Source organism: Vibrio maritimus (genome assembly GCF_021441885.1).
GTDB classification, from domain to species: domain Bacteria; phylum Pseudomonadota; class Gammaproteobacteria; order Enterobacterales; family Vibrionaceae; genus Vibrio; species Vibrio maritimus_B.
The window spans coordinates 191,362-210,947 of sequence record NZ_CP090439.1 but is presented as its reverse complement, the minus strand read 5'-3'; the positions used below and the strand labels follow the sequence as shown (position 1 = coordinate 210,947).

22 protein-coding genes and 1 riboswitch are annotated in these 19,586 nt (G+C 45.1%); of the genes, 9 read left to right on the top strand and 13 right to left on the bottom strand.

What is annotated here, in order from left to right; genetic code table 11:
- Window positions 1-4: 4 nt before the first annotated feature.
- Window positions 5-208, bottom strand: coding sequence for a hypothetical protein (locus LY387_RS17520; protein WP_234497047.1), 204 nt, complete (start codon window positions 206-208; stop codon window positions 5-7).
- A 318-nt stretch (window positions 209-526) separates the two neighbouring features.
- Between LY387_RS17520 and LY387_RS17515 the strand changes: the two genes are divergently transcribed.
- Window positions 527-1,756, top strand: a complete 1,230-nt coding sequence (locus LY387_RS17515; protein WP_234497046.1) for a DEAD/DEAH box helicase — start codon at window positions 527-529, stop codon at window positions 1,754-1,756.
- A 60-nt stretch (window positions 1,757-1,816) separates the two neighbouring features.
- Here the strand turns inward: LY387_RS17515 and LY387_RS17510 are convergent, their stop codons facing one another.
- Together LY387_RS17510 and LY387_RS17505 are read right to left on the bottom strand one after the other, a co-directional pair.
- Entirely contained in the window at window positions 1,817-2,671 is an 855-nt protein-coding gene (locus LY387_RS17510; RefSeq protein ID WP_234497044.1) for an arginase family protein, read from the bottom strand.
- A gap of 6 nt (window positions 2,672-2,677) precedes the next feature.
- On the bottom strand, window positions 2,678-3,412 hold the full coding sequence (locus tag LY387_RS17505; protein WP_234497043.1) for an IclR family transcriptional regulator: 735 nt from the start codon (window positions 3,410-3,412) through the stop codon (window positions 2,678-2,680).
- Between the two features lie 194 nt (window positions 3,413-3,606).
- Between LY387_RS17505 and LY387_RS17500 the strand changes: the two genes are divergently transcribed.
- Window positions 3,607-3,783: a hypothetical protein gene (locus LY387_RS17500; protein WP_234497038.1), complete on the top strand. Its 177-nt coding sequence runs from the start codon at window positions 3,607-3,609 to the stop codon at window positions 3,781-3,783.
- Between the two features lie 59 nt (window positions 3,784-3,842).
- On the opposite strand, the gene LY387_RS17495 is transcribed toward LY387_RS17500, so the two are convergent.
- Window positions 3,843-4,421 (bottom strand): outer membrane protein, encoded by a 579-nt coding sequence (locus LY387_RS17495; protein ID WP_234497035.1) that lies wholly within the window; start codon window positions 4,419-4,421, stop codon window positions 3,843-3,845.
- A 382-nt stretch (window positions 4,422-4,803) separates the two neighbouring features.
- Between LY387_RS17495 and add the strand changes: the two genes are divergently transcribed.
- Window positions 4,804-5,793 (top strand): adenosine deaminase, encoded by a 990-nt coding sequence (gene add / locus LY387_RS17490; protein ID WP_234497033.1) that lies wholly within the window; start codon window positions 4,804-4,806, stop codon window positions 5,791-5,793.
- 113 nt (window positions 5,794-5,906) lie between these two features.
- Here add and LY387_RS17485 read toward each other — a convergent pair whose 3' ends face one another.
- Both LY387_RS17485 and LY387_RS17480 read right to left on the bottom strand, forming a co-directional pair.
- Complete coding sequence (locus tag LY387_RS17485) at window positions 5,907-6,293, bottom strand: hypothetical protein (RefSeq protein ID WP_234497031.1); 387 nt, start codon at window positions 6,291-6,293, stop codon at window positions 5,907-5,909.
- A 163-nt stretch (window positions 6,294-6,456) separates the two neighbouring features.
- Window positions 6,457-7,068 (bottom strand): flavin reductase family protein, encoded by a 612-nt coding sequence (locus LY387_RS17480; RefSeq protein ID WP_234497028.1) that lies wholly within the window; start codon window positions 7,066-7,068, stop codon window positions 6,457-6,459.
- A 133-nt stretch (window positions 7,069-7,201) separates the two neighbouring features.
- Here LY387_RS17480 and LY387_RS17475 point away from each other — a divergent pair, with 133 nt between their 5' ends.
- The gene (locus LY387_RS17475) at window positions 7,202-7,780 is read left to right on the top strand and encodes a YceI family protein (RefSeq protein ID WP_234497026.1); all 579 of its coding nucleotides are present in this window, start codon (window positions 7,202-7,204) and stop codon (window positions 7,778-7,780) included.
- A 51-nt stretch (window positions 7,781-7,831) separates the two neighbouring features.
- Here LY387_RS17475 and LY387_RS17470 read toward each other — a convergent pair whose 3' ends face one another.
- From LY387_RS17470 to LY387_RS17445, 6 genes are all read right to left on the bottom strand, one after another.
- Entirely contained in the window at window positions 7,832-9,448 is a 1,617-nt protein-coding gene (locus LY387_RS17470) for a methyl-accepting chemotaxis protein (protein ID WP_234497025.1), read from the bottom strand.
- Between the two features lie 358 nt (window positions 9,449-9,806).
- Window positions 9,807-10,100 (bottom strand): ArsR/SmtB family transcription factor, encoded by a 294-nt coding sequence (locus LY387_RS17465; RefSeq protein WP_042471124.1) that lies wholly within the window; start codon window positions 10,098-10,100, stop codon window positions 9,807-9,809.
- A gap of 18 nt (window positions 10,101-10,118) precedes the next feature.
- Window positions 10,119-10,865 (bottom strand): phosphatase PAP2 family protein, encoded by a 747-nt coding sequence (locus LY387_RS17460; protein WP_234497024.1) that lies wholly within the window; start codon window positions 10,863-10,865, stop codon window positions 10,119-10,121.
- A gap of 150 nt (window positions 10,866-11,015) precedes the next feature.
- Entirely contained in the window at window positions 11,016-11,312 is a 297-nt protein-coding gene (locus LY387_RS17455; protein ID WP_128650728.1) for a hypothetical protein, read from the bottom strand.
- A gap of 153 nt (window positions 11,313-11,465) precedes the next feature.
- Complete coding sequence (locus LY387_RS17450; RefSeq protein ID WP_234497022.1) at window positions 11,466-11,933, bottom strand: DUF2850 domain-containing protein; 468 nt, start codon at window positions 11,931-11,933, stop codon at window positions 11,466-11,468.
- A gap of 110 nt (window positions 11,934-12,043) precedes the next feature.
- The gene (locus tag LY387_RS17445) at window positions 12,044-13,369 is read right to left on the bottom strand and encodes an ABC1 kinase family protein (protein ID WP_234497021.1); all 1,326 of its coding nucleotides are present in this window, start codon (window positions 13,367-13,369) and stop codon (window positions 12,044-12,046) included.
- 129 nt (window positions 13,370-13,498) lie between these two features.
- Between LY387_RS17445 and LY387_RS17440 the strand changes: the two genes are divergently transcribed.
- Window positions 13,499-13,780, top strand: coding sequence for a pyrimidine/purine nucleoside phosphorylase (locus LY387_RS17440; RefSeq protein WP_042471137.1), 282 nt, complete (start codon window positions 13,499-13,501; stop codon window positions 13,778-13,780).
- Between the two features lie 155 nt (window positions 13,781-13,935).
- Here LY387_RS17440 and LY387_RS17435 read toward each other — a convergent pair whose 3' ends face one another.
- Entirely contained in the window at window positions 13,936-14,784 is an 849-nt protein-coding gene (locus LY387_RS17435; protein WP_234497020.1) for a pirin family protein, read from the bottom strand.
- Between the two features lie 271 nt (window positions 14,785-15,055).
- Here LY387_RS17435 and LY387_RS17430 point away from each other — a divergent pair, with 271 nt between their 5' ends.
- From LY387_RS17430 to LY387_RS17415, 4 genes are all read left to right on the top strand, one after another.
- The gene (locus LY387_RS17430; protein WP_234497019.1) at window positions 15,056-15,952 is read left to right on the top strand and encodes an ROK family protein; all 897 of its coding nucleotides are present in this window, start codon (window positions 15,056-15,058) and stop codon (window positions 15,950-15,952) included.
- A 31-nt stretch (window positions 15,953-15,983) separates the two neighbouring features.
- Window positions 15,984-16,892, top strand: a complete 909-nt coding sequence (locus LY387_RS17425) for an ROK family protein (RefSeq protein ID WP_234497018.1) — start codon at window positions 15,984-15,986, stop codon at window positions 16,890-16,892.
- A gap of 4 nt (window positions 16,893-16,896) precedes the next feature.
- Window positions 16,897-18,294 carry a glycoside hydrolase family 1 protein gene (locus LY387_RS17420; protein WP_234497017.1) on the top strand — a complete coding sequence of 466 codons (1,398 nt, stop codon included), beginning with the start codon at window positions 16,897-16,899 and terminating at the stop codon, window positions 18,292-18,294.
- 55 nt (window positions 18,295-18,349) lie between these two features.
- A riboswitch (purine riboswitch) is annotated at window positions 18,350-18,449 on the top strand.
- 120 nt (window positions 18,450-18,569) lie between these two features.
- Complete coding sequence (locus LY387_RS17415; RefSeq protein ID WP_234497016.1) at window positions 18,570-19,577, top strand: adenosine deaminase; 1,008 nt, start codon at window positions 18,570-18,572, stop codon at window positions 19,575-19,577.
- Window positions 19,578-19,586 lie beyond the last annotated feature (9 nt).

The window sequence follows — 19,586 nt, the reverse complement described above, 5'->3', positions numbered from 1 at the left end:
CGCACTACATAACTTCTCTGATACTAATATTCGACTTACTAATATCAATCAGCAAACTCCACTCTCTATTGAACGCTTCGACAAGCACCGCGTACTGGTTTGGAAATCCTTTGAGTTGTGCTGACTTTAGGTCATCGATGTAGGCTGGAGGTACTGAGTACTGACGCTCCATGTATCGTTTTACCTCGATAAAATGTACATCTTTCATTGTTCGTTTTTCTCTCGTCAATTTTACGTAGTTTGTTTTTTGTATTAGCGACCTTGCTTGGCACACCTCTTTACTGACGGTTAGGTGCCTAATATGCAGCTATAAATTGAGGGTAACGAAAGTATATGAATGTTTTATGTACCAAATAGCTTGCTCAAGTAACTTACGCGATGAGAGCAGCTAAACACCGCTAAGAGTTCGTGGTAAAGTGCGCTCTTTGATGGGAAGAGGGGAGTTTGCGCAGTTATATAACATGTCTACTGATCGATTCATTTCCCACGACACCGTCCATAATCAGCATTAACGAAGACCAAGACTATGCCATTTACCAAGCTATCGCTATCTCAAGAGCTGACTGCAGCTTTACCTGAAACGTTCTGCGAACCAACGGACATTCAGGCACTCGCTATTCCTGCGATTCTAAATCACAAGGATGTTTTAGCGATCGCCCAGACGGGAAGTGGAAAGACATTGGCTTATGGGCTGCCTCTCTTACATCTTATTCTCGAGGGGCAAAACAGTTCTAAAGCTTTAGTCCTCGTTCCAACTCGTGAGCTTGCGTCACAAGTTACCGACGCCTTGCTTATGGTTGCCAAAAATACGTCAGTAAGATCGGTTTGTGTTTGCGGTGGGGTAGATAAAGAACAACAGAAAGCTGAACTTTCTATGGGGTGGGAGGTTGTTGTTGCCACGCCGGGAAGACTTATCGAGCTATTAGCTGAACAAGCATTAGACGTGAGTATGGTATCTAACGTGGTGCTTGATGAAGCTGACCGAATGCTAGAAATGGGCTTCTGGACGGACGTACAGCGCATTATTCAAAGCCTACCGAAACAGCGTCAAACACTCTTGTTTTCGGCTACCTTTCCGCAGGCACTTGAAGAAAAAGCAAAGACGTTGCTGAGTTCTCCAGTGTTCATTGAGGCACAGAAAGAGGCTAAAAAAGAAGACGCAATCGAAGAAATCCTTTATCTGGTTAATAAAGGAAGCAAAGCTAAAGCACTGATAGATCAAATTACACGCAATAACTGGTCTCAGGTATTAGTGTTTATCGGAGCGAAAGATAACGCTGACGCGCTCTGTAAAAAGTTGAGTAAAGCAGGGCTCTCGGCAGCCGCACTGCATGGCAATAAAAATCAAGCTGAGAGAGAAGCAACGCTTGAGAGCTTTAAACAGCAAAAAGTGCGTGTCCTTATCGCCACAGACCTACTAGCGCGCGGCATTCACGTTGAAAGCCTACCTGTCGTCATTAACTTCGAATTGCCATCCAATCCAGAGACTTATGTTCACCGAATTGGAAGAACCGCAAGAGCTGGACAGCAAGGTGTCGCTGTGTCTCTAGTTTGTCACGGTGAAACCGAGTATCTTGAAGCCATAAGAAAGACGACTAGCCGTAAACTTGTTCTAAAGGAGTTGGATAGTTTTCCGGTTACCGATAAGCCTTCCACTGGTGAGAGCAAACGTGCACCACGAGACAAGCAAGCCAATCGCAGAACACAAAGAAAGAAGAGCATTAAGCAGTTTCAAGGCAAGAACAAACGATCATAGAAATCGCCTCGCATTGAGGCGATTTATTCGAACAACTCTGAGAGTTTGTTCGCGGTCGCTTCATTGATAAAACTCACCAATCTCCTGGACCAACAGTTGGGTTGCTTTGGAATATATGTGTTGCTCTTGCGCCCCAACGAGTTGAATGAGCAACACTTTGTTTGATGCCAGGCACTGACGAAGTGCTCTTAATACCATGGCAATATCCAGCTTTCGCTTCTCACTGCTTGAGTTGTGTTTTGAGATCGAAGGCAGATCAATCGTGAGCACGAGCTTGTCGCAATGACTAATAAAGCGCGCCAGTTGCTCTTTGAGTAACGCGCGACTTCGATAGTTCACTTCATCTGCCATGAGCCAGTCGCACCCCATATCTTCTGCATACTCTAGCTGTTTTTTGTCGCATTTGCTGCCATCAATGCCAATATGAAAGGCACGACATTCATTGAATCGATTTAAGGCGAAGTGCAGCATTGAGCCCATGGTCAAATCTAGACACTGATCCATTAGAAGATGAGCGTTGATATTGATGATACCGACTTCTTCTCGCTCAATGAGCAGACTTGGAAAGACATCGAGCAAGGCTTCGTGGCAGTTAGAAATCAGCAAAGGCATCGCGCCAACGGTTAATTGCTCAATTAACTTCTCTTTGAAGTCATGGCTAGCCATCGGATTTTCAAAGTATGGTCGCTCACTCTTGTAGGCAGTAAGAATAGGGAAATGCCCAGCGTTTCTCATTGAATGAGAATAATGTTGAGCGCTAAGCCAATCGTAAGCCGTATCAAGCAAAGATTCGGCGTCTTCAAACTGAGCATTGGTCTGGGGTTTAATCGCTTCGCATACCGTCAAGAGTGACAGTTTGTTGTCCATTACTGGATGATAGCGACGTTTCCATAACTGTTTGAAGACGCTTAGCATGATGAATTACCTTTCTGGAGGCAACGCTCTGGCTGCCTGTAATACATGAAGAATGAATCTGTCCTTGTTCGCCTCTACACGATGAGCAGGCGCCATAATGGAAACTGCACCAATTAGCTTAGATCCCTTGGTAACAGGTGCGCTGATGCCCGTCACTCCAGGGTCAAACTCAGATGTACTGATAGCAAATCCTTGTTTGCGAATCTGATCCAACTCAGTTTGCCAAGCTTCGGCGTTTGCTTCTTCTCCGAAATGGCGAAGGATCTTTTCGCGTCGAGCTTCAGGCAGGTAGGCCAGCATTACCTTGGACGATGCGCCGCGCAATAAAGGCTGGCTTTGTCCACGAACATAGCTACAACGCAGTGCTTGGGCACTTTCTTGTAGGCTGACACATAATGCTCGATAACCCACTGGTACCATGTAGGCTGCCATCTCACCCGTTTGCTTCTGTAGCCTGAACAAAATGCTCTCAATCGTTTCCAAGTTGTGAGGACTTGATTGGTAGCTGTGCATCAGTAAAAGAGCTGCAGGGCCGACGATGAGCGTTTTGTCATGAGCACTTTCTTCAATGAGGTTCCACTCTTTAAGTAGTTTGATATGTCTGTAAAGGCTACTAAGTGGTACACCTAACTGCTGGCTCAAAGTCTTAGCAGATACGGGTTCATCGGATACAGCAACCTGCATAAGCAGTTGCAATGGCTTTTCGTTTACCTGAGTTGGTGGCTGTAGTGCATTTCCCATATGGGCGTTATCTATCATCAAAAAGGATTACGCAATTTATATTCCTGTCCGGTAAGAAAGGGAACAAAATTAAGCAGAGGCTTTCTCATGAGGTGAAAAATAAGCAGATTCTTACATTGGAGTAAGTTGCGATGAATCAATACAACTCGATGAATATCCAACTAAGGTAATGTGGAACGAGAGGAGAGTGATAAATGGAATTTGTTTGTGGAACCTGTCGCCAGTTTCAAAGAAAAAGAGACAACGAGAAAGATCTTTGTACAGCATGGGGAAACCCGACGTCTATGAAGCGAGAAGGTTGCCAGTTCTGGATGCCTAAAAGCGGTGTATTGTTTGCCGGTCTGAATAATGAGAAGGAACCGAGGGAATGATGCACACTCAGCCCGAAAGGGGGGAAGGGCTGAGTGTCTGTTTCTTAAGTAGTTCTAGATTAGAACTTGTAAGAAGCACCTAGGTATAGAGAACCTACTGAGAATGTGTCTGTGCTTGAACCACCCATGTCTACTTTGAATGCATCCGCTTCATAAGCAACACGTACTGCAAGACCATCAATCATTTGTGGTGCGTACTCTAGGCCCAAGCCGTAACGGAAACCAGATGCTGAATCGCTTTCTGATTGACCATTTGCTTTAAGATCAACGTTTACGTGAGATAGACCAAGAGTAGCAAATGGGCGTAGACCATTATCAAAGCTGTAACCTAAGTTAGCTGCTACAGAGAAAGCACTTGGTGTAACCTTAGCATTAGCACCTTGAAGCATTGCGTGCGAAAGGTCACCATAGTTAGTGTAACCACCTTCCAGAGAAACGATACGGTTGAACTGGTAACCACCGTATACACGTAGTGAACGCGAACCATCTAGTGTTGGGAACGCTGACATGTCTTGGTTCTCTAGCTTACTTTCAGTAAGACCAAAACCACCACCCAAGTAGAAGCCTGGCTCTACTGAGTTTGCCCATGCACTAGTTGCCATTAAAGCTGAGATCGCGATTGCCACTGTCTTTTTCATTCTGTTACCCATTTCGTATTTATAAGAGTGTTTGATTTCGGGGCGTAATGTAAGCAATTCTCGTTTGTGGGTCTGTGCAAGAAATGTCGGGAAATGTGGTGGAAGTGTCCTAGAACTGTTTGTGAGTAAAACCACAAAATTACAAACGAATACGCAAACGTTTACTCAAATAAAAGTGAACAAAGTCACACTATATTGGGTAGTTAGGGTGGTTTTGTATTAAGTTTATCAGTATAAATGCGGGTTATTCCCTTGAGTTCGGTAAATCCGCTCATGTATGTTGGATTTGACGAAGACACGAGCTCGTTAGCCTATCTGCACGGAGTCGGAATAAACATACGGAAATTCTGAGGCTTATCAATTATCCCAAAAAGAGGTAACGATGAATTATAAACAACTGCCAAAAATCGACCTACACTGCCACTTAGATGGAAGTGTTCGCCCTGAGACTATTATCGAGTTGGCGGAGCTACAGAACATCGAATTGCCTAGTACAGATGTGGAAATCATCCGTGACATGATGATTGCCCCAGAAACCTGTCCAAACCTGATTGAATACCTAAAACGCTTTGACCTGCCACTGTCTGTAATGCAGACAAAAGAAGCACTTGAGCGTATCGCCTTTGAGGTATACGAAGACGCTGCTCTAGAAAACGTTACGTATATGGAAGTACGATTTGGTCCTTTGTTACATCGAGAGCAAGGGCTAAATGTAGAAGAGATTATCGGTTCTGTTGTTGCTGGTATGAAGCGTGCGGAACAAGCTCACGGCATTAAAGGCAATATTATCCTGTCTCTACTGCGTCATATGCCAACGGATGAAATTAATGATGTCATTGATGTTGGTTCGCAATACGTGGGCAAAGGTGTGGCTGCGTTTGATCTTGCTGGTGGCGAAGAGTTGGGCTTTTGCGAAAAGTTCATCCCATTCGCTAAATATGCAAAAGAAAAAGGTCTCAATGTGACCATTCATGCCGGTGAGCAGGGTGAAGGTCAGAACGTGTATGATGCGATTACCATGCTGGGTGCAGAGCGAGTGGGGCATGGTATCCATATCGCGACTCATCAAGCTGCCTTTGATCTCGTCCACGACAAACAAGTTGCGCTAGAAACGTGCCCAAGTAGTAACGTTCAGACCAAAGCGGTAGAGAGTATGGATGTTCATCCAATTGAAGACTTTAGACAGCGCGGTATCCCTGTAACGATTAACACGGACAACAGAACGGTTTCCAACACCACCATGACGGAAGAAGTACAAAAAGTGATGGAACAGTTCAACTTGAGCGAAGACGATTACATGCACATCTATCGTAACAGTGTGAACGCAGCATTTACGGATGAAGCGACTAAATCACAGCTTCTAGTTAATTAGCAAAAAGCCGATTAACAGATAACTGATCTACTGTTACCAGAACCCAAAAAGACCCAGTTTTAATACCACTGGGTCTTCTTTTATCTAGTATGTACGGCCTTTAGCCTATTTTTCTAGAAATACACTCTAAAGCCGGCTCTTGCCTCTAGTTCAATTTCAAATTCATCAAGATAAATTGCCGGAGTGACATCTACGTAAAATCCAACGGGTTTCACGCGAAACTCGGCACCGATCCCCGGCGTCACCGCAATATAGCGACTGTTTCTATCGACATAGTGACCGCCGACAAAAAGGTAGATTGGTGTATCTTGAATACCGAAGGTTTTGTTGACGCCAAAGCCCATACGGTCGTCGAGGCTGACATTGAAGCGCAGATCATTGTGCTTGAAGTCCAAACCCCAATACGGGTCTCCAACAAAAAGGCCAACCCCGGTATCTGCCTTGGCAACTGAGCTAAAGCCCACGCACAGCGCCAATGCCATCATAATTATTTTTTTCATGTTTGCTACCACTGCTATTTCGTAGGCGGCAACCATAAAAGACCAATGCAAAAATAGTGTTAGCGAGTTATTGGTTTGACGAATGTCTCACAAGTTTGAATAGTCTTTAGTCATCGTTGACACTAGGGAGACCAAACAGAAACAACTACTAACAGTTGACGCGCTAGGTTGGGCGTTTCACGGTAATTGTTTTTTCTAGAGTCGCGTAATCATTACCACCAAGTCGAGAAAGTGGGTCGACTTTAAGTGCATCTATGATCAGTCGTTCCTGGTTCTGTTTAACGACGTTGTCATCTATGTAAACCTGCTCAATTTTGGCAATGATCAGATGCTGGGGCGTGTTGCCCATTTCAATAACATCATGTAATGAACAGCCAAAAGCAATTGGGCACTGAGCTACGCGAGGTAACTCAAAACCATCGAAGGGGAGCAACTCAATATCGCTTGCTTGGACTTCAGATTGACCGTGAGCAAGAGTGGCAGAGGTTTGAGTCATGATTTCAGCGCTTTGAGTTGAAGCAATATGAATGACGAGTTGTTTGTTTTTTATCGCATTGACTGCACTGTCTTTTAAGGTTCCATCTGGCTTTTTACCGATCGAGATCATCAGTAGTGGTGGATTACTGGAGATAGGGGCGAAATAGGAAAATGGCGCTAAGTTAAAATTCTCTGACGAGGATTCGGTTAGTACCCAAGCGATGGGGCGTGGAACCACGGTTTGTGTCATTAGATGATAGATGGCATTCGGGCTGAGGTCGTCAAGGTTGAGATTCATGCTGACTCCGATTGTTATTATTAAGCGACTGATTGCGAATGTAAAAACAGTAGCATATTACCTGTTCAGTGTGGAGATTATTAAATCCGTGGTCTACACCTATAGAGTCAGTCAGCCATGAGGAAGCAGCACAATGATAGTCCGATTAACCACATTTATAGTGACAATGGCATTCGTATTTTCGTCGCATGCAGAGTGGATGCTAGACAGCAACAACTCGACGTTAAAATTCGTGTCGACTAAGAGCAATAGTGTAAGCGAAATACATCACTTTGAAGGAATGACCGGCACGATAAGTGATGACGGAAAAGCGACACTGGTCATAGATCTAGCGAGTGTCGAAACCAATATCCCAATCCGAAATGAGCGAATGCAAACCATGCTTTTCAATGTCGCCGATTTTGCCAAAGCAACGGTGAGTACCGTCGTGGATATGAGCGAGTTGGATAATAGTGATATTGGTGGGATCTACAGTATTGTTAACGATGTGACCGTAGACCTGCATGGGAAGCAGAAGACTTACCCAACAAAGTTAACCGTGATGAAGATGAGTGAAGATAAAGTCGTGATTGTCTCGACCGATCCTATGATTATTCAGGCTGCTGACTTTGGGCTTGATGTGGGTATCGAGAAACTAAGAGAAGTGGCAGGGTTACCCTCAATCGCAACGAGTGTCCCGCTCACCTTTGTGCTCGTTTACAATCAGAAGTAACTCAGTTCTAAAAAAACGCTCCGCTAAACTGCGGAGCGTTTTTCTTGGTCTCTATATACGGAAGTAAGCGAGTTTCTGTGTAAGCTCAGCAGAGGACTCCGCCATGGCTTGAGATTGCTGTGCGAGGCTTTGGCTGGCTTGTCTAATTTCACTGATAGATAAGTGCACAATGCTGACGTTTTCGTTTACGTCATTCGCGACAGTGCCTTGCTGCTCGGCTGCGGCAGCGATTTGTGTGACCATGTCATAGGTATCGTTGAGCTTGTCTACCGCGGTATCAAGCTTCTCTTGAGTTTGTGAAGCGAGTTCAACACTCTCGGTGACCTTCGTCTGATTCGATGACATTACTGCAAGCACGCTATCTGTGCGCTCATTCAGCTTGTCAATAGTGGTCTGTACCTGAGCAGTGGACTCTTGAGTACGACTTGCCAAGTTGCGAACTTCATCGGCAACCACTGCGAAGCCGCGACCTTGTTCGCCAGCTCGAGCAGCCTCAATAGCTGCATTGAGTGCTAGGAGGTTGGTTTGTTCAGAGACTTCATGAATCACGTTCACAACTGAGCTAATGTCATTTACACCTTGTTTAAGAGCTTCCATTAACTCGTGGGTACTCGAGATATCTTCGGAAATGCCTGAAATGTTGGTGAGTGTGTAACCCATGCTACGACTGCCTTGAGCGGCAAAATCTTTGCTTTGTTCAGTTGTTGATGAAGTACGCTCTGAGTTACCAGCGATATCTTGGATTGTTGACGACATCTCACTCATCGCCGTTGCTAGCTGCTCAAGCTGCTGACTTTGTGAGTCGATGTTGGTGGATGTTTCCTCACTGGAAGCGGCAATGCTGCTCGACAGTTGGCTTGAGTAGTCCGCGGACGCCTTTGCAGCAGAAATCGTCTCTTTCAGCGTCGCCATCATTCTGGCTAGCTCATTGCTAAGGTACCCAAGTTCATCTTTTCTATCACTAGACATCTCGACCGTGAGATCGCCATCCGCTACCTTATGCACTCTTTGTACTAGCGCTTCAATAGGCTTGACGATGTTTCGCGAAATAATTAAGCAAATAATAATGAGTGCTAGAGCGGCAATTGCATCAACGATGAGTTCTTTGATTAATTGGCTTTGGAATGCTTTATCAATATCCGCCGTTTGAACACCAGAGCCAATTATCCAGTCCCACTCTGGTATATAAGCGACAAAAGAAATCTTCTCAGATTCATTACCATCGCTGCCTATCCAATAATAAGTCAGAAACCCTTTCCCTTGTGTGGTTGCTATTCGACTCATTTCTTGCCAGAAATAATTGCCTCTAGAGTCAGTGAGTTTACCTGCATTCGTTCCATTTAATTTTGGATTGGTTGGATGCATGACGATATTTTCATCAGATGTGGCAATAAAGAAGTAATTGTTACCATCATAGCGAAGATCTTCTATTGCTTTGGCAGCCGCTTCTTTAGCTTGCGTTTCGCCAATAGACTTGCTTAACGTCTTGTAATGGTTGGCCAGTGCGTATGCTATTTCAACATTAGAGCGAACGCGGTCTTTACGTTGCTCATAGCTTGATTCTTTTTGAATGATGAGATTAAACGTACCGAGTGAGACGAGAATGAGTACGGCAAAGCCGACGAGAGCTTGCAGTTTCGCTCTAATCGACAGATTGTTCAGTTTCACAAAAATTTCCTCTTAACCTTATGAATGCAGTAAATTCCATTTCTAATGCTAATGAATGTTTCTAGATGTTTAGCACTAAAGAATAGTATCACTTATTATTAATAAAATTAGTACTTATTGATAAAGGTTATTTGTTGATTGGTTTATTTTTGAACTGTATAGAATATTGTGCAAGTCTGAGTAGGAACATGTTGTACTGTAATTACAATGAAAAATATCTTCTGGTTTTGTAAGGTTATTATTTATTCAAGCGGAATATGATTATTAGGAAAGGAGGGCTTAGGATTATTGTTGGAATAATAATTCCCACTGGGTGAGAATTATTATTATCTGCTATCAATAGTAGTGAAAATAGGGGTTAACACGTTTCGTCAATGCAACACTCGTCTTGCAAGAAGTGAATAACACCGTCAAGGTGCTCGTACTTGGCAACACAAAACAGGGTGCGACCTTCTCGTCTCTGTTCGATGAGATTAGCGGAGGCTAGGCTAGAAATATGATGAGACAGTGTCGATCCCGGAATGTCTAGCCGTTCTTGTATTTCACCTACAGGAATACCCTTGTGTCCGGCCTTAACAACCTGACGGTAGATGGCAAGGCGCGTAACATGACCCAGTTCTTTCAACGCCTTTGCTGCGACTTCGATTTGCATATGTGTTCTCCAATTTCTCTATTTCGATGATAATGGAAATTTAGAGTTGGCGCTAGGGACAATCAAATAAAGGATGAGCCCGAAGAGTAGCGAACCGAACAAATCTTCTGGTCTATGCATACCAAGCCAGAGCCTGCTTATTGCAACCCCTACCGCCCAAATACACACAAGTGAAGCGAGCAGTTTGTGTTGATGGCTTGCGAATATACCAGCAAAGAAAAGCACGCAAATGGCAACAAAGATCGTATGCCCAGAAGGGAAGGAATAATCGGTCTCTCCAACCCAGTGCTTCGTCCGCCATTCACTTACGCTATTAGCAACCCTAGAGATAACTTCATTCTTCTCATCGGTCGTCAGTTCATAAAAATCGGCTTGTGCGTCGATTATTGTCTCTTCAACAAAGACGTCGGTGTAAGGTCTCGGGCTTTCAGTCCACTGCTTAAGAAATGTCTTGGTTGTGAAGCTTAAAACAAGAAGAATCGCAATTTGACCAAGCAAAATTGTGCGATGCTTGGTTCCTCTTGTTACCCAGATTAATGTTAAACCCAATATGCCTAATGTGAATAAAAATCCTTGGTGCCCCGCGGAGTAGGACAGGCACTGCATGATAAAGCCTAGGACCTGGCCAACCGGGGTGGTGAGTTGAAAGGGGTAGAGTGCTAGAGACGCGACAAAGATAAGTGAAGCGACGATTGCGAGGCAGGTGATGCCATAGAATTTCTCTCGGGTGAAAAATTGTAACGCGTTGATTTTAATTGGAGACATCGAGGCAACTTTTGTCATAGATTGGTTGGCGGTATAGTAATGAATTCAGTCTATCGATAGTTCATGGAAATGTCATAATTAAAAAGGACTTAGCGTATAGCTAAATCCTTTTAGAGGTCCGGTAGGGGAGCGAATCTATTGCCGCTATTGTTAGAGATCTCGCATTAGCTCTTCAAAGTCGTCATTCGCACGTTGAATAATCGTGGTCAGCTCTTCAGCGTCTTTGTTATCAAGCTTCAACTGCCATGACTTTTTTTGGTCGATGTCCACGCCTTGCAATAGGGTAGATTGTTTCGAGCGTTTAAAAGACAGAGATGAGAACTCCGTATGATGATGTTCATGTGATTCAACAATGTCGATATCTAGCTCGCCTATAGGATTGATATGAACATGGGCATGATGCTTGGGTGTGCCATGAAGGGTAAAGTTGCGATGTGTTTTGATCATTGTCCTCTCCTTAGGGAATTAAAGAGCTCACTAAGAGTTTAGGAAACAAATGATGACCGATATGTGAATTTAAATTGAAGCTTGATAAGCATCAAGAAAAGTAACTACGCGATAAATATTTTGCACCCCAGAGCAAAGCAAAACAGGGTAGAGCTATTTTGTTGAGAAATGCTCTCTAAGAGCAGAACGGCGGTTTTGCGCAGGATTGTAGCCATCCATAGGAACCGTATCTTCGTAGCCCTCTAAGATAAATCGCTGCGGTGGAAGTGCTGGGCGAATGCGGCGCAACTGTGGAGAGCGAGGTGTTCCCACACGTTCATACACCCAATGGCCACTGCCTGTTTCAAGGCGGACTACTCGACCATCAAATTGAAACGAGGTGGTGACGAGTTTGTGGTTTCGCATAGCACCGGCATCGGAAAACGTCAGGATTTCTGTACTTTGCTTTGGAGCACCAATCTCTATCCAATTACCATAGACGCGTTTTGGGGAAATGTGGTTCAGATGACTGGTATAAAAGGCGAAGCCAAGGGCGACAGCGAGCACGACGACGACAGACATGATGATTGCCAGCATGTAGGTGTCTCGGTTTGCCCCTGATTTATGCCTGATTTTTGTCATCGCTACGATCTTCCTTTTTCGTTCTGTAAGAATTATCGGCGAGTTTTCACCTTTCTTTAACATTATCTTTTTCTAGATAGTCAATGAAAGCGAGCGATTGTAATACTTTGTTATTTTTGGACTTCCATCAACCTAAAAGGAACAAACAGACGATTTACATCGACTTTTGCCTCAAGGCGAGCTGCCAAAAGATATAAACCACCTATCTTTCTGTGTAAGAAGAGCGCATCGGCTGGTGGTGTGTGCCAATAATCTTGCTCCATGCTCAGTACGGTGCCAGCTTCACTTATTCGCTGGGCAAGGTTGCTGGTACCAAAATCATAAATTCCTTGATGCTTTAGCGGCTCACCAGCGAGTTTAACTAGATTAATTACCGCATCTCTTTGCTCTGGCAGAATGTCGTTAGTGAAGAAACCTATCTGCTGAAGTGCTTTGTATAGCCCTTGGTCATCGTCTTCGAGCATTGCAGTGAATGCCATTCGATAGCCATCGCTTATTCTGTCGTCGTAATTTCTGGTGGCTCCGAAATCGAGTAACACCACTTTCCGCTGCTGCTCATCGAACAAGAAATTTGCAAAGTTTGGATCGGTTTGAACCAATTTGAAGTCAAAAATCTCTTTGAAAAGTAGCTCTAGAAGCAGCGTGACTACCAGGTCGCGGGTCTCTTGATCATGTTCTATGAGTGACTCAATAGGCACACCGGTAACGTAGGTCATAGCAAGAACACTGTCGGTCGTTAGCTCCGCCCTTACGTCAGGTAAAACAAACTGCGGCGATGAGCTAAGGTATTCTCTAAACTGCCCAAGTAACTTAGCTTCAAGCAGGTAGTCTGCTTCTGCATGGAGCTGTTTCTTCGCCTCCTCGAGAAGTCCTTTGTAGTCTACGTCCCTGGGTATCAAGCCTACTACGCCAAGCAGGGTTCCGACGTTATCAACATCACTATCAATACTTTGTTTGATGCCGGGATACTGAACTTTGATGGCGAGCTTGGTGCCATCATCAGCGTGTGCTTGATGAACCTGTCCGATTGAAGCACTGGCGATGGGCTTAAAGTTGAACTCGATAAAATTCTGCTTCCAATCCGTTCCAAGCTCTTGAGATAAAACCGCGGAGAGTTGGCTAGCTGGCATCGGTGAGGCATCAGAGCGCAGCCGAGCAAGTATGTCAGCTAACTCTGGACTAATGAGATCACCTGCATCCATCGACATGAGCTGTCCCACCTTCATGGCGGCGCCTCGCAAGTGTGCTAGTTGGTCGGCGACTCTTTTCACGTTGCTTGGGGTTAGCAACAGTTCACGTGCTTTGGGTCGCTTGCCTTGAGCAAATTGTTTTGCGCCTTCGGTCACCATGGATCCGGTGACTCTAGTGGCTAGCGAGGCGAGTTTGCCAAAACGTGACAACCGATTTGTAGGCACTTTACTTTCTTGGTTCGACATAGGTGTTCTCAGAAAATAGATAGTGGTTATTTATACCAATAGAGACTAGCAATTGATCAATAACTTGTTTTACATAAGTTTGTGAGGTAAAACGATGTTTTGCCATAAGTAATTTACAAGGAAGTCAAGATGATCAAAGAGAACACATACTTCGAAGGCGGTGTTAAGTCACTGGGTTTCACTCAAGCTGATGGAGATAGCAGTGTGGGTGTAATGGCACCGGGTGAGTATACCTTCGGTACTGCTGCACCAGAAAAAATGACAGTCGTAAAGGGAGCGCTGATCGTCCGTCTAGCGAATACTCAAGAGTGGAAAACCTATACCTCCGGTCAAGCTTTCGATGTTGAAGGTGACTCTAGCTTTGACTTGAAAGTTGAAGAAGCGACGGCTTATCTGTGTGAGTACTTGTAAGTAGTTTACAATGTAAAACATCGCAGCGGCGGGACTTTAAGCCAATAAAAGTCTCTGCTTGCATAAAAAAGAACGCATCGACTGAGAAGGTCGATGCGTGACACAAGGCAGTGGATAGTAGTGTCAAATGTAATTCTTATCTTGGAGCAGAACGGTTAATAGCGTTCAAACTCACCTCGGTTGTAGTCATTGATCGCTTGCTGTATTTCTTCAGCACTATTCATGACGAACGGACCATAATGCACCACAGGCTCATCGATTGGCTCTCCTAAGAAAATCAGCCCCCCGGCATTCTCGTTAGCTTTAATTACCATTGCCTCTCCTTTTGAGACTAGTGCAAGCTCACCAGTTCGTAAAATTTTCTCATCTATTGAGACTTCACCTCGGTAAACATACACCATGGCGTTATGCTGTTCAGGTGTTCCAATTTGAATTTCATCTCCAGATGACGCACGCCAATCTGCTACGGTTGCTTGCACACCTGTTTTGGTTAGTGGTCCAGATAACACTTGCTCATTGACGGTCAGTGCGCCGGAGAGTAGGCGTACCAAGCCGAGTCCTTTGTTTTCCAGTTCAGTAATGGTCTCTGGCTGGAAGTCATGATATTGCGCAGGTTTCATCTTGTCTCGAGCTGGCTGGTTGATCCAAATCTGGAACCCATGCAGATCACCATCCTCCATAATTGGCATTTCACTGTGTATAACACCGCGACCCGCTGCCATCCACTGTGCACCGCCTGAGCGCAATTCCCCGACGTTACCCATGTGATCGCGATGCTGGAAGTGACCTTGCATCATGTAGGTCAATGTCTCTATACCTCGATGAGGGTGTGGAGGAAAGCCTCCAACGTAATCTTTTTTATCGTCAGACTTGAGCTCATCAATCATCAAGAAAGGCGAAAACGCTCGGTTATCAAATCCATGGACTCGACGAATTTTAACGCCATCACCATCTGATGTGGCATGAGATGGAATGATTTGTTGAATAGTTCTGTATGAAGTCATGTTAGACCTCCTTGTTATCCGATATTCAAACTATAGGTCTCTAGCGCTAGAAAGAGCAGAGGGCAAATGTGAAAGAGACGTTCGAAAGGTTTGAACTTAATAACTGCATTTGTTTTAGTCTAAAACTATATAGTTTTGTGACTGATGCGAGATTTTGAGAGTCTCATCCTTTAGAAGCGAGAGAAAGTTTGGTTTATTAGAGTTAACCCAACGACATGTTGGCGGATCCATTTTCAATGACTGGCGAACAGACAAACCAAGAGAGCAGAACATGATAGTAGGATTAGATATCGGTGGCACAAAAATAGAAGGCGTCGGGCTCGATGCTAACAGCTACGAAACCTTGGTTGTTCATCGTGAGCCTACGGCAAAGAACAGTTACTCAGATTTTCTGAAAGGCGTCATGTCGGTTATTGAAGCTGTGAGTCAACATGGCAATATCGAATCCATCGGCATAGGCTGTTGTGGATCTGTCGGTAACGATGGTCTGATGCAAGGTGCTAATGTAACCGTGCTAAATGGTCAGGACTTTATTGGTGATATTCAAAAGCAGATCGATGTACCGGTTGCTATCGCTAACGATGCAGATTGTTTGGCGCTGTCAGAGTATAAAGACGGTGCTGCTAAGCATGCGACCAACTCTTGCGTTGCAGTCATCATCGGTACCGGCTGTGGTGCTGGGGTGGTGATAAACAACGGATTGGTGACTGGTCTCAACAAGCTTGGTGGCGAGCTGGGGCACAACCCATTGCCCAATTTCAATCCGGACGTCGATGGTAAGCCTCACGAATGTTATTGCGGGTCGATGAACTGCGCAGAGTCATTTGTCTCGGGCACGGGTTTTGCGCGTACTTTCGCAGAGAAGTATGAACCGGCAGATTCGAGAGAGATCATGGCGCTCTACCACAAAGGCGATGCTCGTGCCGTCGCCCACTTCGACTTGTACTGCGATCAACTTGCGAGAACCTTGGGCGCTATTGTTAACTTTGTTGACCCTGAAGTGATTGTGCTCGGTGGTGGGATGTCAAACGTGGACGAGGTTTACCCTTTGGTTCAACAAAAGCTCTCGCAATATACCTTCACAAAAGCGGTGACGACTCAGGTTGTAAAAAGCGTGCACGGTGATTCATCTGGCGTCCGTGGTGCCGCCTTTTTGCACACACTTTAAGTAGATGATTAACGATTACGTAATAACGACTATGATGCAAAAAGACGACTTCTTCTTAGTTCTAGATTTTGGTGGCTCATCGGTGAAAGGTGCGGTCATGTCGAGAGATGCACAGATCCATGACAGGTTTTCGCTACCCAGCAAAGCGGCAAGCTATGATCAATGGCTCGACACCCTTGCGCCCAAGTTCGATGAGCTTGCGGCACGATTTGCACTAAAAGGTATCGCAATCAGTACTTGCGGTGCAGTGAATGTGGATTCTGGAGTGATTGAGGGGGCAAGTGCTCTACCTTATATTCATGACATCGATGTTCGTTCTCTTTATCAAGCACGATTCGACTTACCGGTTGAGCTAGAAAACGACGGCTGCTGCGCTGCACTAGCTGAAGATTGGCTCGGAGCTGGGCAAGACGATGACGAATTTTGCTTACTGGTTTTGGGCTCTGGCATCGGCGGCGCGATTGTACGTGACGGCGAGGTCATCAAGGGTACGCATTTGCATGCCGGTGAGTTTGGCTACTGTGTCCTTCGTTTTGAAGATGGCGAGCCTCTCACTTATTCAAATGCTGCGTCAACTCGTGCGCTCGTCGAAAACGTTGCGAAGGCGAAGAACCAAAAAGTCGAAGAAGTTGATGGTATCCAAGTCTTTTCGCTCTACGAGCAGGGTGACAGCGATGTGGTGCCTATGGTCGAACATTGGTATCGCGACCTTGCCACCATTCTCTTTAACGTCCAGTACTCTTTGGATCCAAAACGTATTCTTCTTGGAGGGGCGGTTAGTCGCAGCCCTCGATTAATTGACAATATCAATCGCAAACTGGACGAGCTGCAATCAAGTATTCCTATTGCTCGAATACGCCCAGTCCCTGCACTCACACAATTTGGTAACGACGCCAATCTGATTGGCGCTTTGAAACATTTTTTGAATAGACAAGGTTAGTAAGATGACGACATACACTTTTCCGCAAAATTTTTTGTGGGGCGCGGCTGCGTCTGGCATTCAAACGGAAGGCACTACAAACAAAGCTAACGATTCTATTTGGGATCTTTGGCACCAACAAAGTCCAGAGCGTTTTTATCGTGGCATCGGCTCTCAAACGGTAACGGATACCTATCACCGTTACAAAGAAGACGTACAAGATATGAAAAAAGTCGGCTTCAACTCGTTCCGTACCTCTATTCAGTGGTCTCGACTCATCAAAGACTACGAAACGGGCGAGGTCTGCCAAGACGCTGTTGAGTTCTACAACAACTACATTGACGAAATGATCGCTAACGGCATTGAGCCAATGATGAACCTTTACCACTTTGATATGCCAGCAGAACTTCAAGAGAAGTTTGGCGGCTTTGAGTCAAAGGAAGTCGTCGACCTATTTGCTGACTACGCAGAGACTGCGTTTAAACTCTTCGGTAACAAGGTGAAGCATTGGATCACGTTCAACGAGCCAATCGTGCCAGTAGAGGGCGGCTATTTGTACGACTTCCATTACCCATGCAAGAAAGATGGCAAACTTGCCGTTCAGGTCGCTTTCAACATCATGCTTGCTCACGCGAAGGCAGTACATCGTTTCAACGCTTTGGAGCTGGAAAACTCGCAAATCGGTGTGGTACTTAATCTAACGCCGTCGTACACGAGAAACGACAGTGAAGAAGACAAAAAAGCGGCATGGTATGCGGATCTTCTGTTCAACCGTAGTTTCCTTGACCCAATGGTGAAGAATGAGATCCCTCTAGAGCTATGTGATGTGTTGGCTGAGCAGGGCGTGACGCCAGAGACTACGTCCGAAGAAATCACAGCCATCACGACTGCGAAGGTCGATTTCTTGGGTGTGAACTACTACGTTCCGCGCCGCGTTAAAGCGCGCGAATCTGAGTATGAACTAGACTACTTTACGCCAGAAGTTTACTTCGAGAATTACGTAAACCCAGAGGGTCGATTCAACCCATATCGCGACAATAACGAAATCTTGCCGACGGCTATCTACGATATCGCTAAAAACGTTCAAGATAACTACGGCAATATTCCTTGGTATCTAGCTGAAATCGGTATTGCGATGGATCTTGAGTCTGAAGGGCAGCCAGGTCCTGATGGTCTGATTGACGATTCATTCCGCACAGGCTTGATGAAAGAGCACCTTGTACAGCTTCACAAGGCGATTGAAGAGGGCTCAAACTGCTTTGGTGTTCATCAGTGGACCTTTATCGATAACTGGTCTTGGCTGAATTCATTTAAGCGTCGCTACGGCTTTTTCCGTCTAGATCTAGAGACTGGCAACCGAATTCCTAAGAAGCACGGTGTTTGGTTCAAAGAGCTTGCCACTACGGGCTCATTTGAAGACTAATTTCAGTTTTTAGTTCAAAGCGAGGGGCTGTAGGTTGTCAACGACCTTCATCATTTGATACAGTCCTTCGCAGCTTCGTATAACCCCAATGATATGGTTTGGGGGTCTCTACCAGTTCCCGTAAAGTGCTGATTACGAAGAGTTAGGATGGCATTGCTGTCTTTACTCTTTGTATTGGCGTTCGAAACTTTTCTTCATCTGTTCCTATACTCAGAGTAAGTGCATCCGCAAGCCCCATAAGCCGATAAGGCTCTCATAAGCATAATAGGTGGTATATGAACGCATTTATTCAAGGTCTTCCAAAAGTCGAGTTACACCTTCATATCGAAGGGTCTCTAGAGCCAGAACTACTCTTTAAGCTGGCACAGCGTAACAACCTTTCCTTGCCATATTCTTCCCCAGAAGAACTGCGTAAAGCGTACGAGTTTGATGATTTACAATCTTTCCTTGATATCTATTATCAAGGTGCAAACGCGCTGCAAACTGAGCAGGATTTTTTCGATCTAACGTGGGCGTATTTAGAACGCTGTCATCGAGATAACGTTATCCATACCGAAGTCTTTTTTGACCCTCAGACTCATACCGACCGTGGTATCCCTTTTGATGTGGTGATTAGTGGTATCGACCGAGCACTTCAACAGGGTCATAGTGAGTTAGGTATCAGTTCGCAGTTAATTATGTGCTTCTTACGCCATCTTTCCGAAGAGGCGGCTATCGCAACCTTAGAGGCTGCGCTGCCATTCAAAGACAAAATTATTGGCGTCGGTCTTGATTCTTCAGAGCAAGGGCATCCGCCAGAGAAGTTTGCACGTGTATTTAAAATGGCGCAGCAGGAAGGCTTTTTGACGGTAGCTCATGCCGGGGAAGAAGGGCCCGCACAGAATATTGTCGATTCTATCGAGATGCTTGGTATTAGCCGAATTGATCACGGAGTACGCTGCGTTGAAAGCGATGCGCTGATGAGAGAGCTAATCGAATCACAAATGCCGCTGACCGTATGTCCACTGTCTAATATCAAGCTGAAAGTGTTTGATAAGATGGAAGATCACAATATTGTAGAGCTACTTCGAAAGGGATTAGCGGTCACTATTAACTCCGATGATCCTGCCTATTTTGGCGGCTATATGACGGACAATTTTCTAGCTGTCAGTGACGCTCATAAAATGTCTCATCGTGAGATCGCTCAATTTACACTGAATGCGATAAATGCCAGCTTTATTGATGAAGCCTTGAAAGAGGAATACAAAAATAAGGTAGAAGAGTATTTACGAACAGCAGTTTAGTGCGTAATT

Excerpts from the sequence above, each read along its gene's own strand:
- LY387_RS17415 (WP_234497016.1), top strand. The coding sequence starts at position 18,570 with ATGAACGCATTTATTCAAGGTCTTCCAAAAGTCGAGTTACACCTTCAT.
- LY387_RS17440 (WP_042471137.1), top strand. The coding sequence starts at position 13,499 with ATGATCAAAGAGAACACATACTTCGAAGGCGGTGTTAAGTCACTGGGT.
- LY387_RS17480 (WP_234497028.1), bottom strand. The coding sequence starts at position 7,068 with ATGAATCTCAACCTTGACGACCTCAGCCCGAATGCCATCTATCATCTA.
- LY387_RS17425 (WP_234497018.1), top strand. The coding sequence starts at position 15,984 with ATGATGCAAAAAGACGACTTCTTCTTAGTTCTAGATTTTGGTGGCTCA.
- LY387_RS17450 (WP_234497022.1), bottom strand. The coding sequence starts at position 11,933 with ATGACAAAAATCAGGCATAAATCAGGGGCAAACCGAGACACCTACATG.
- LY387_RS17465 (WP_042471124.1), bottom strand. The coding sequence starts at position 10,100 with ATGCAAATCGAAGTCGCAGCAAAGGCGTTGAAAGAACTGGGTCATGTT.
- LY387_RS17495 (WP_234497035.1), bottom strand. The coding sequence starts at position 4,421 with ATGAAAAAGACAGTGGCAATCGCGATCTCAGCTTTAATGGCAACTAGT.
- LY387_RS17430 (WP_234497019.1), top strand. The coding sequence starts at position 15,056 with ATGATAGTAGGATTAGATATCGGTGGCACAAAAATAGAAGGCGTCGGG.
- LY387_RS17420 (WP_234497017.1), top strand. The coding sequence starts at position 16,897 with ATGACGACATACACTTTTCCGCAAAATTTTTTGTGGGGCGCGGCTGCG.
- LY387_RS17505 (WP_234497043.1), bottom strand. The coding sequence starts at position 3,412 with ATGGGAAATGCACTACAGCCACCAACTCAGGTAAACGAAAAGCCATTG.
- LY387_RS17460 (WP_234497024.1), bottom strand. The coding sequence starts at position 10,865 with ATGTCTCCAATTAAAATCAACGCGTTACAATTTTTCACCCGAGAGAAA.
- LY387_RS17515 (WP_234497046.1), top strand. The coding sequence starts at position 527 with ATGCCATTTACCAAGCTATCGCTATCTCAAGAGCTGACTGCAGCTTTA.
- LY387_RS17510 (WP_234497044.1), bottom strand. The coding sequence starts at position 2,671 with ATGCTAAGCGTCTTCAAACAGTTATGGAAACGTCGCTATCATCCAGTA.
- LY387_RS17520 (WP_234497047.1), bottom strand. The coding sequence starts at position 208 with ATGAAAGATGTACATTTTATCGAGGTAAAACGATACATGGAGCGTCAG.
- LY387_RS17445 (WP_234497021.1), bottom strand. The coding sequence starts at position 13,369 with ATGTCGAACCAAGAAAGTAAAGTGCCTACAAATCGGTTGTCACGTTTT.
- LY387_RS17485 (WP_234497031.1), bottom strand. The coding sequence starts at position 6,293 with ATGAAAAAAATAATTATGATGGCATTGGCGCTGTGCGTGGGCTTTAGC.
- LY387_RS17455 (WP_128650728.1), bottom strand. The coding sequence starts at position 11,312 with ATGATCAAAACACATCGCAACTTTACCCTTCATGGCACACCCAAGCAT.
- add (WP_234497033.1), top strand. The coding sequence starts at position 4,804 with ATGAATTATAAACAACTGCCAAAAATCGACCTACACTGCCACTTAGAT.
- LY387_RS17475 (WP_234497026.1), top strand. The coding sequence starts at position 7,202 with ATGATAGTCCGATTAACCACATTTATAGTGACAATGGCATTCGTATTT.
- LY387_RS17500 (WP_234497038.1), top strand. The coding sequence starts at position 3,607 with ATGGAATTTGTTTGTGGAACCTGTCGCCAGTTTCAAAGAAAAAGAGAC.
- LY387_RS17435 (WP_234497020.1), bottom strand. The coding sequence starts at position 14,784 with ATGACTTCATACAGAACTATTCAACAAATCATTCCATCTCATGCCACA.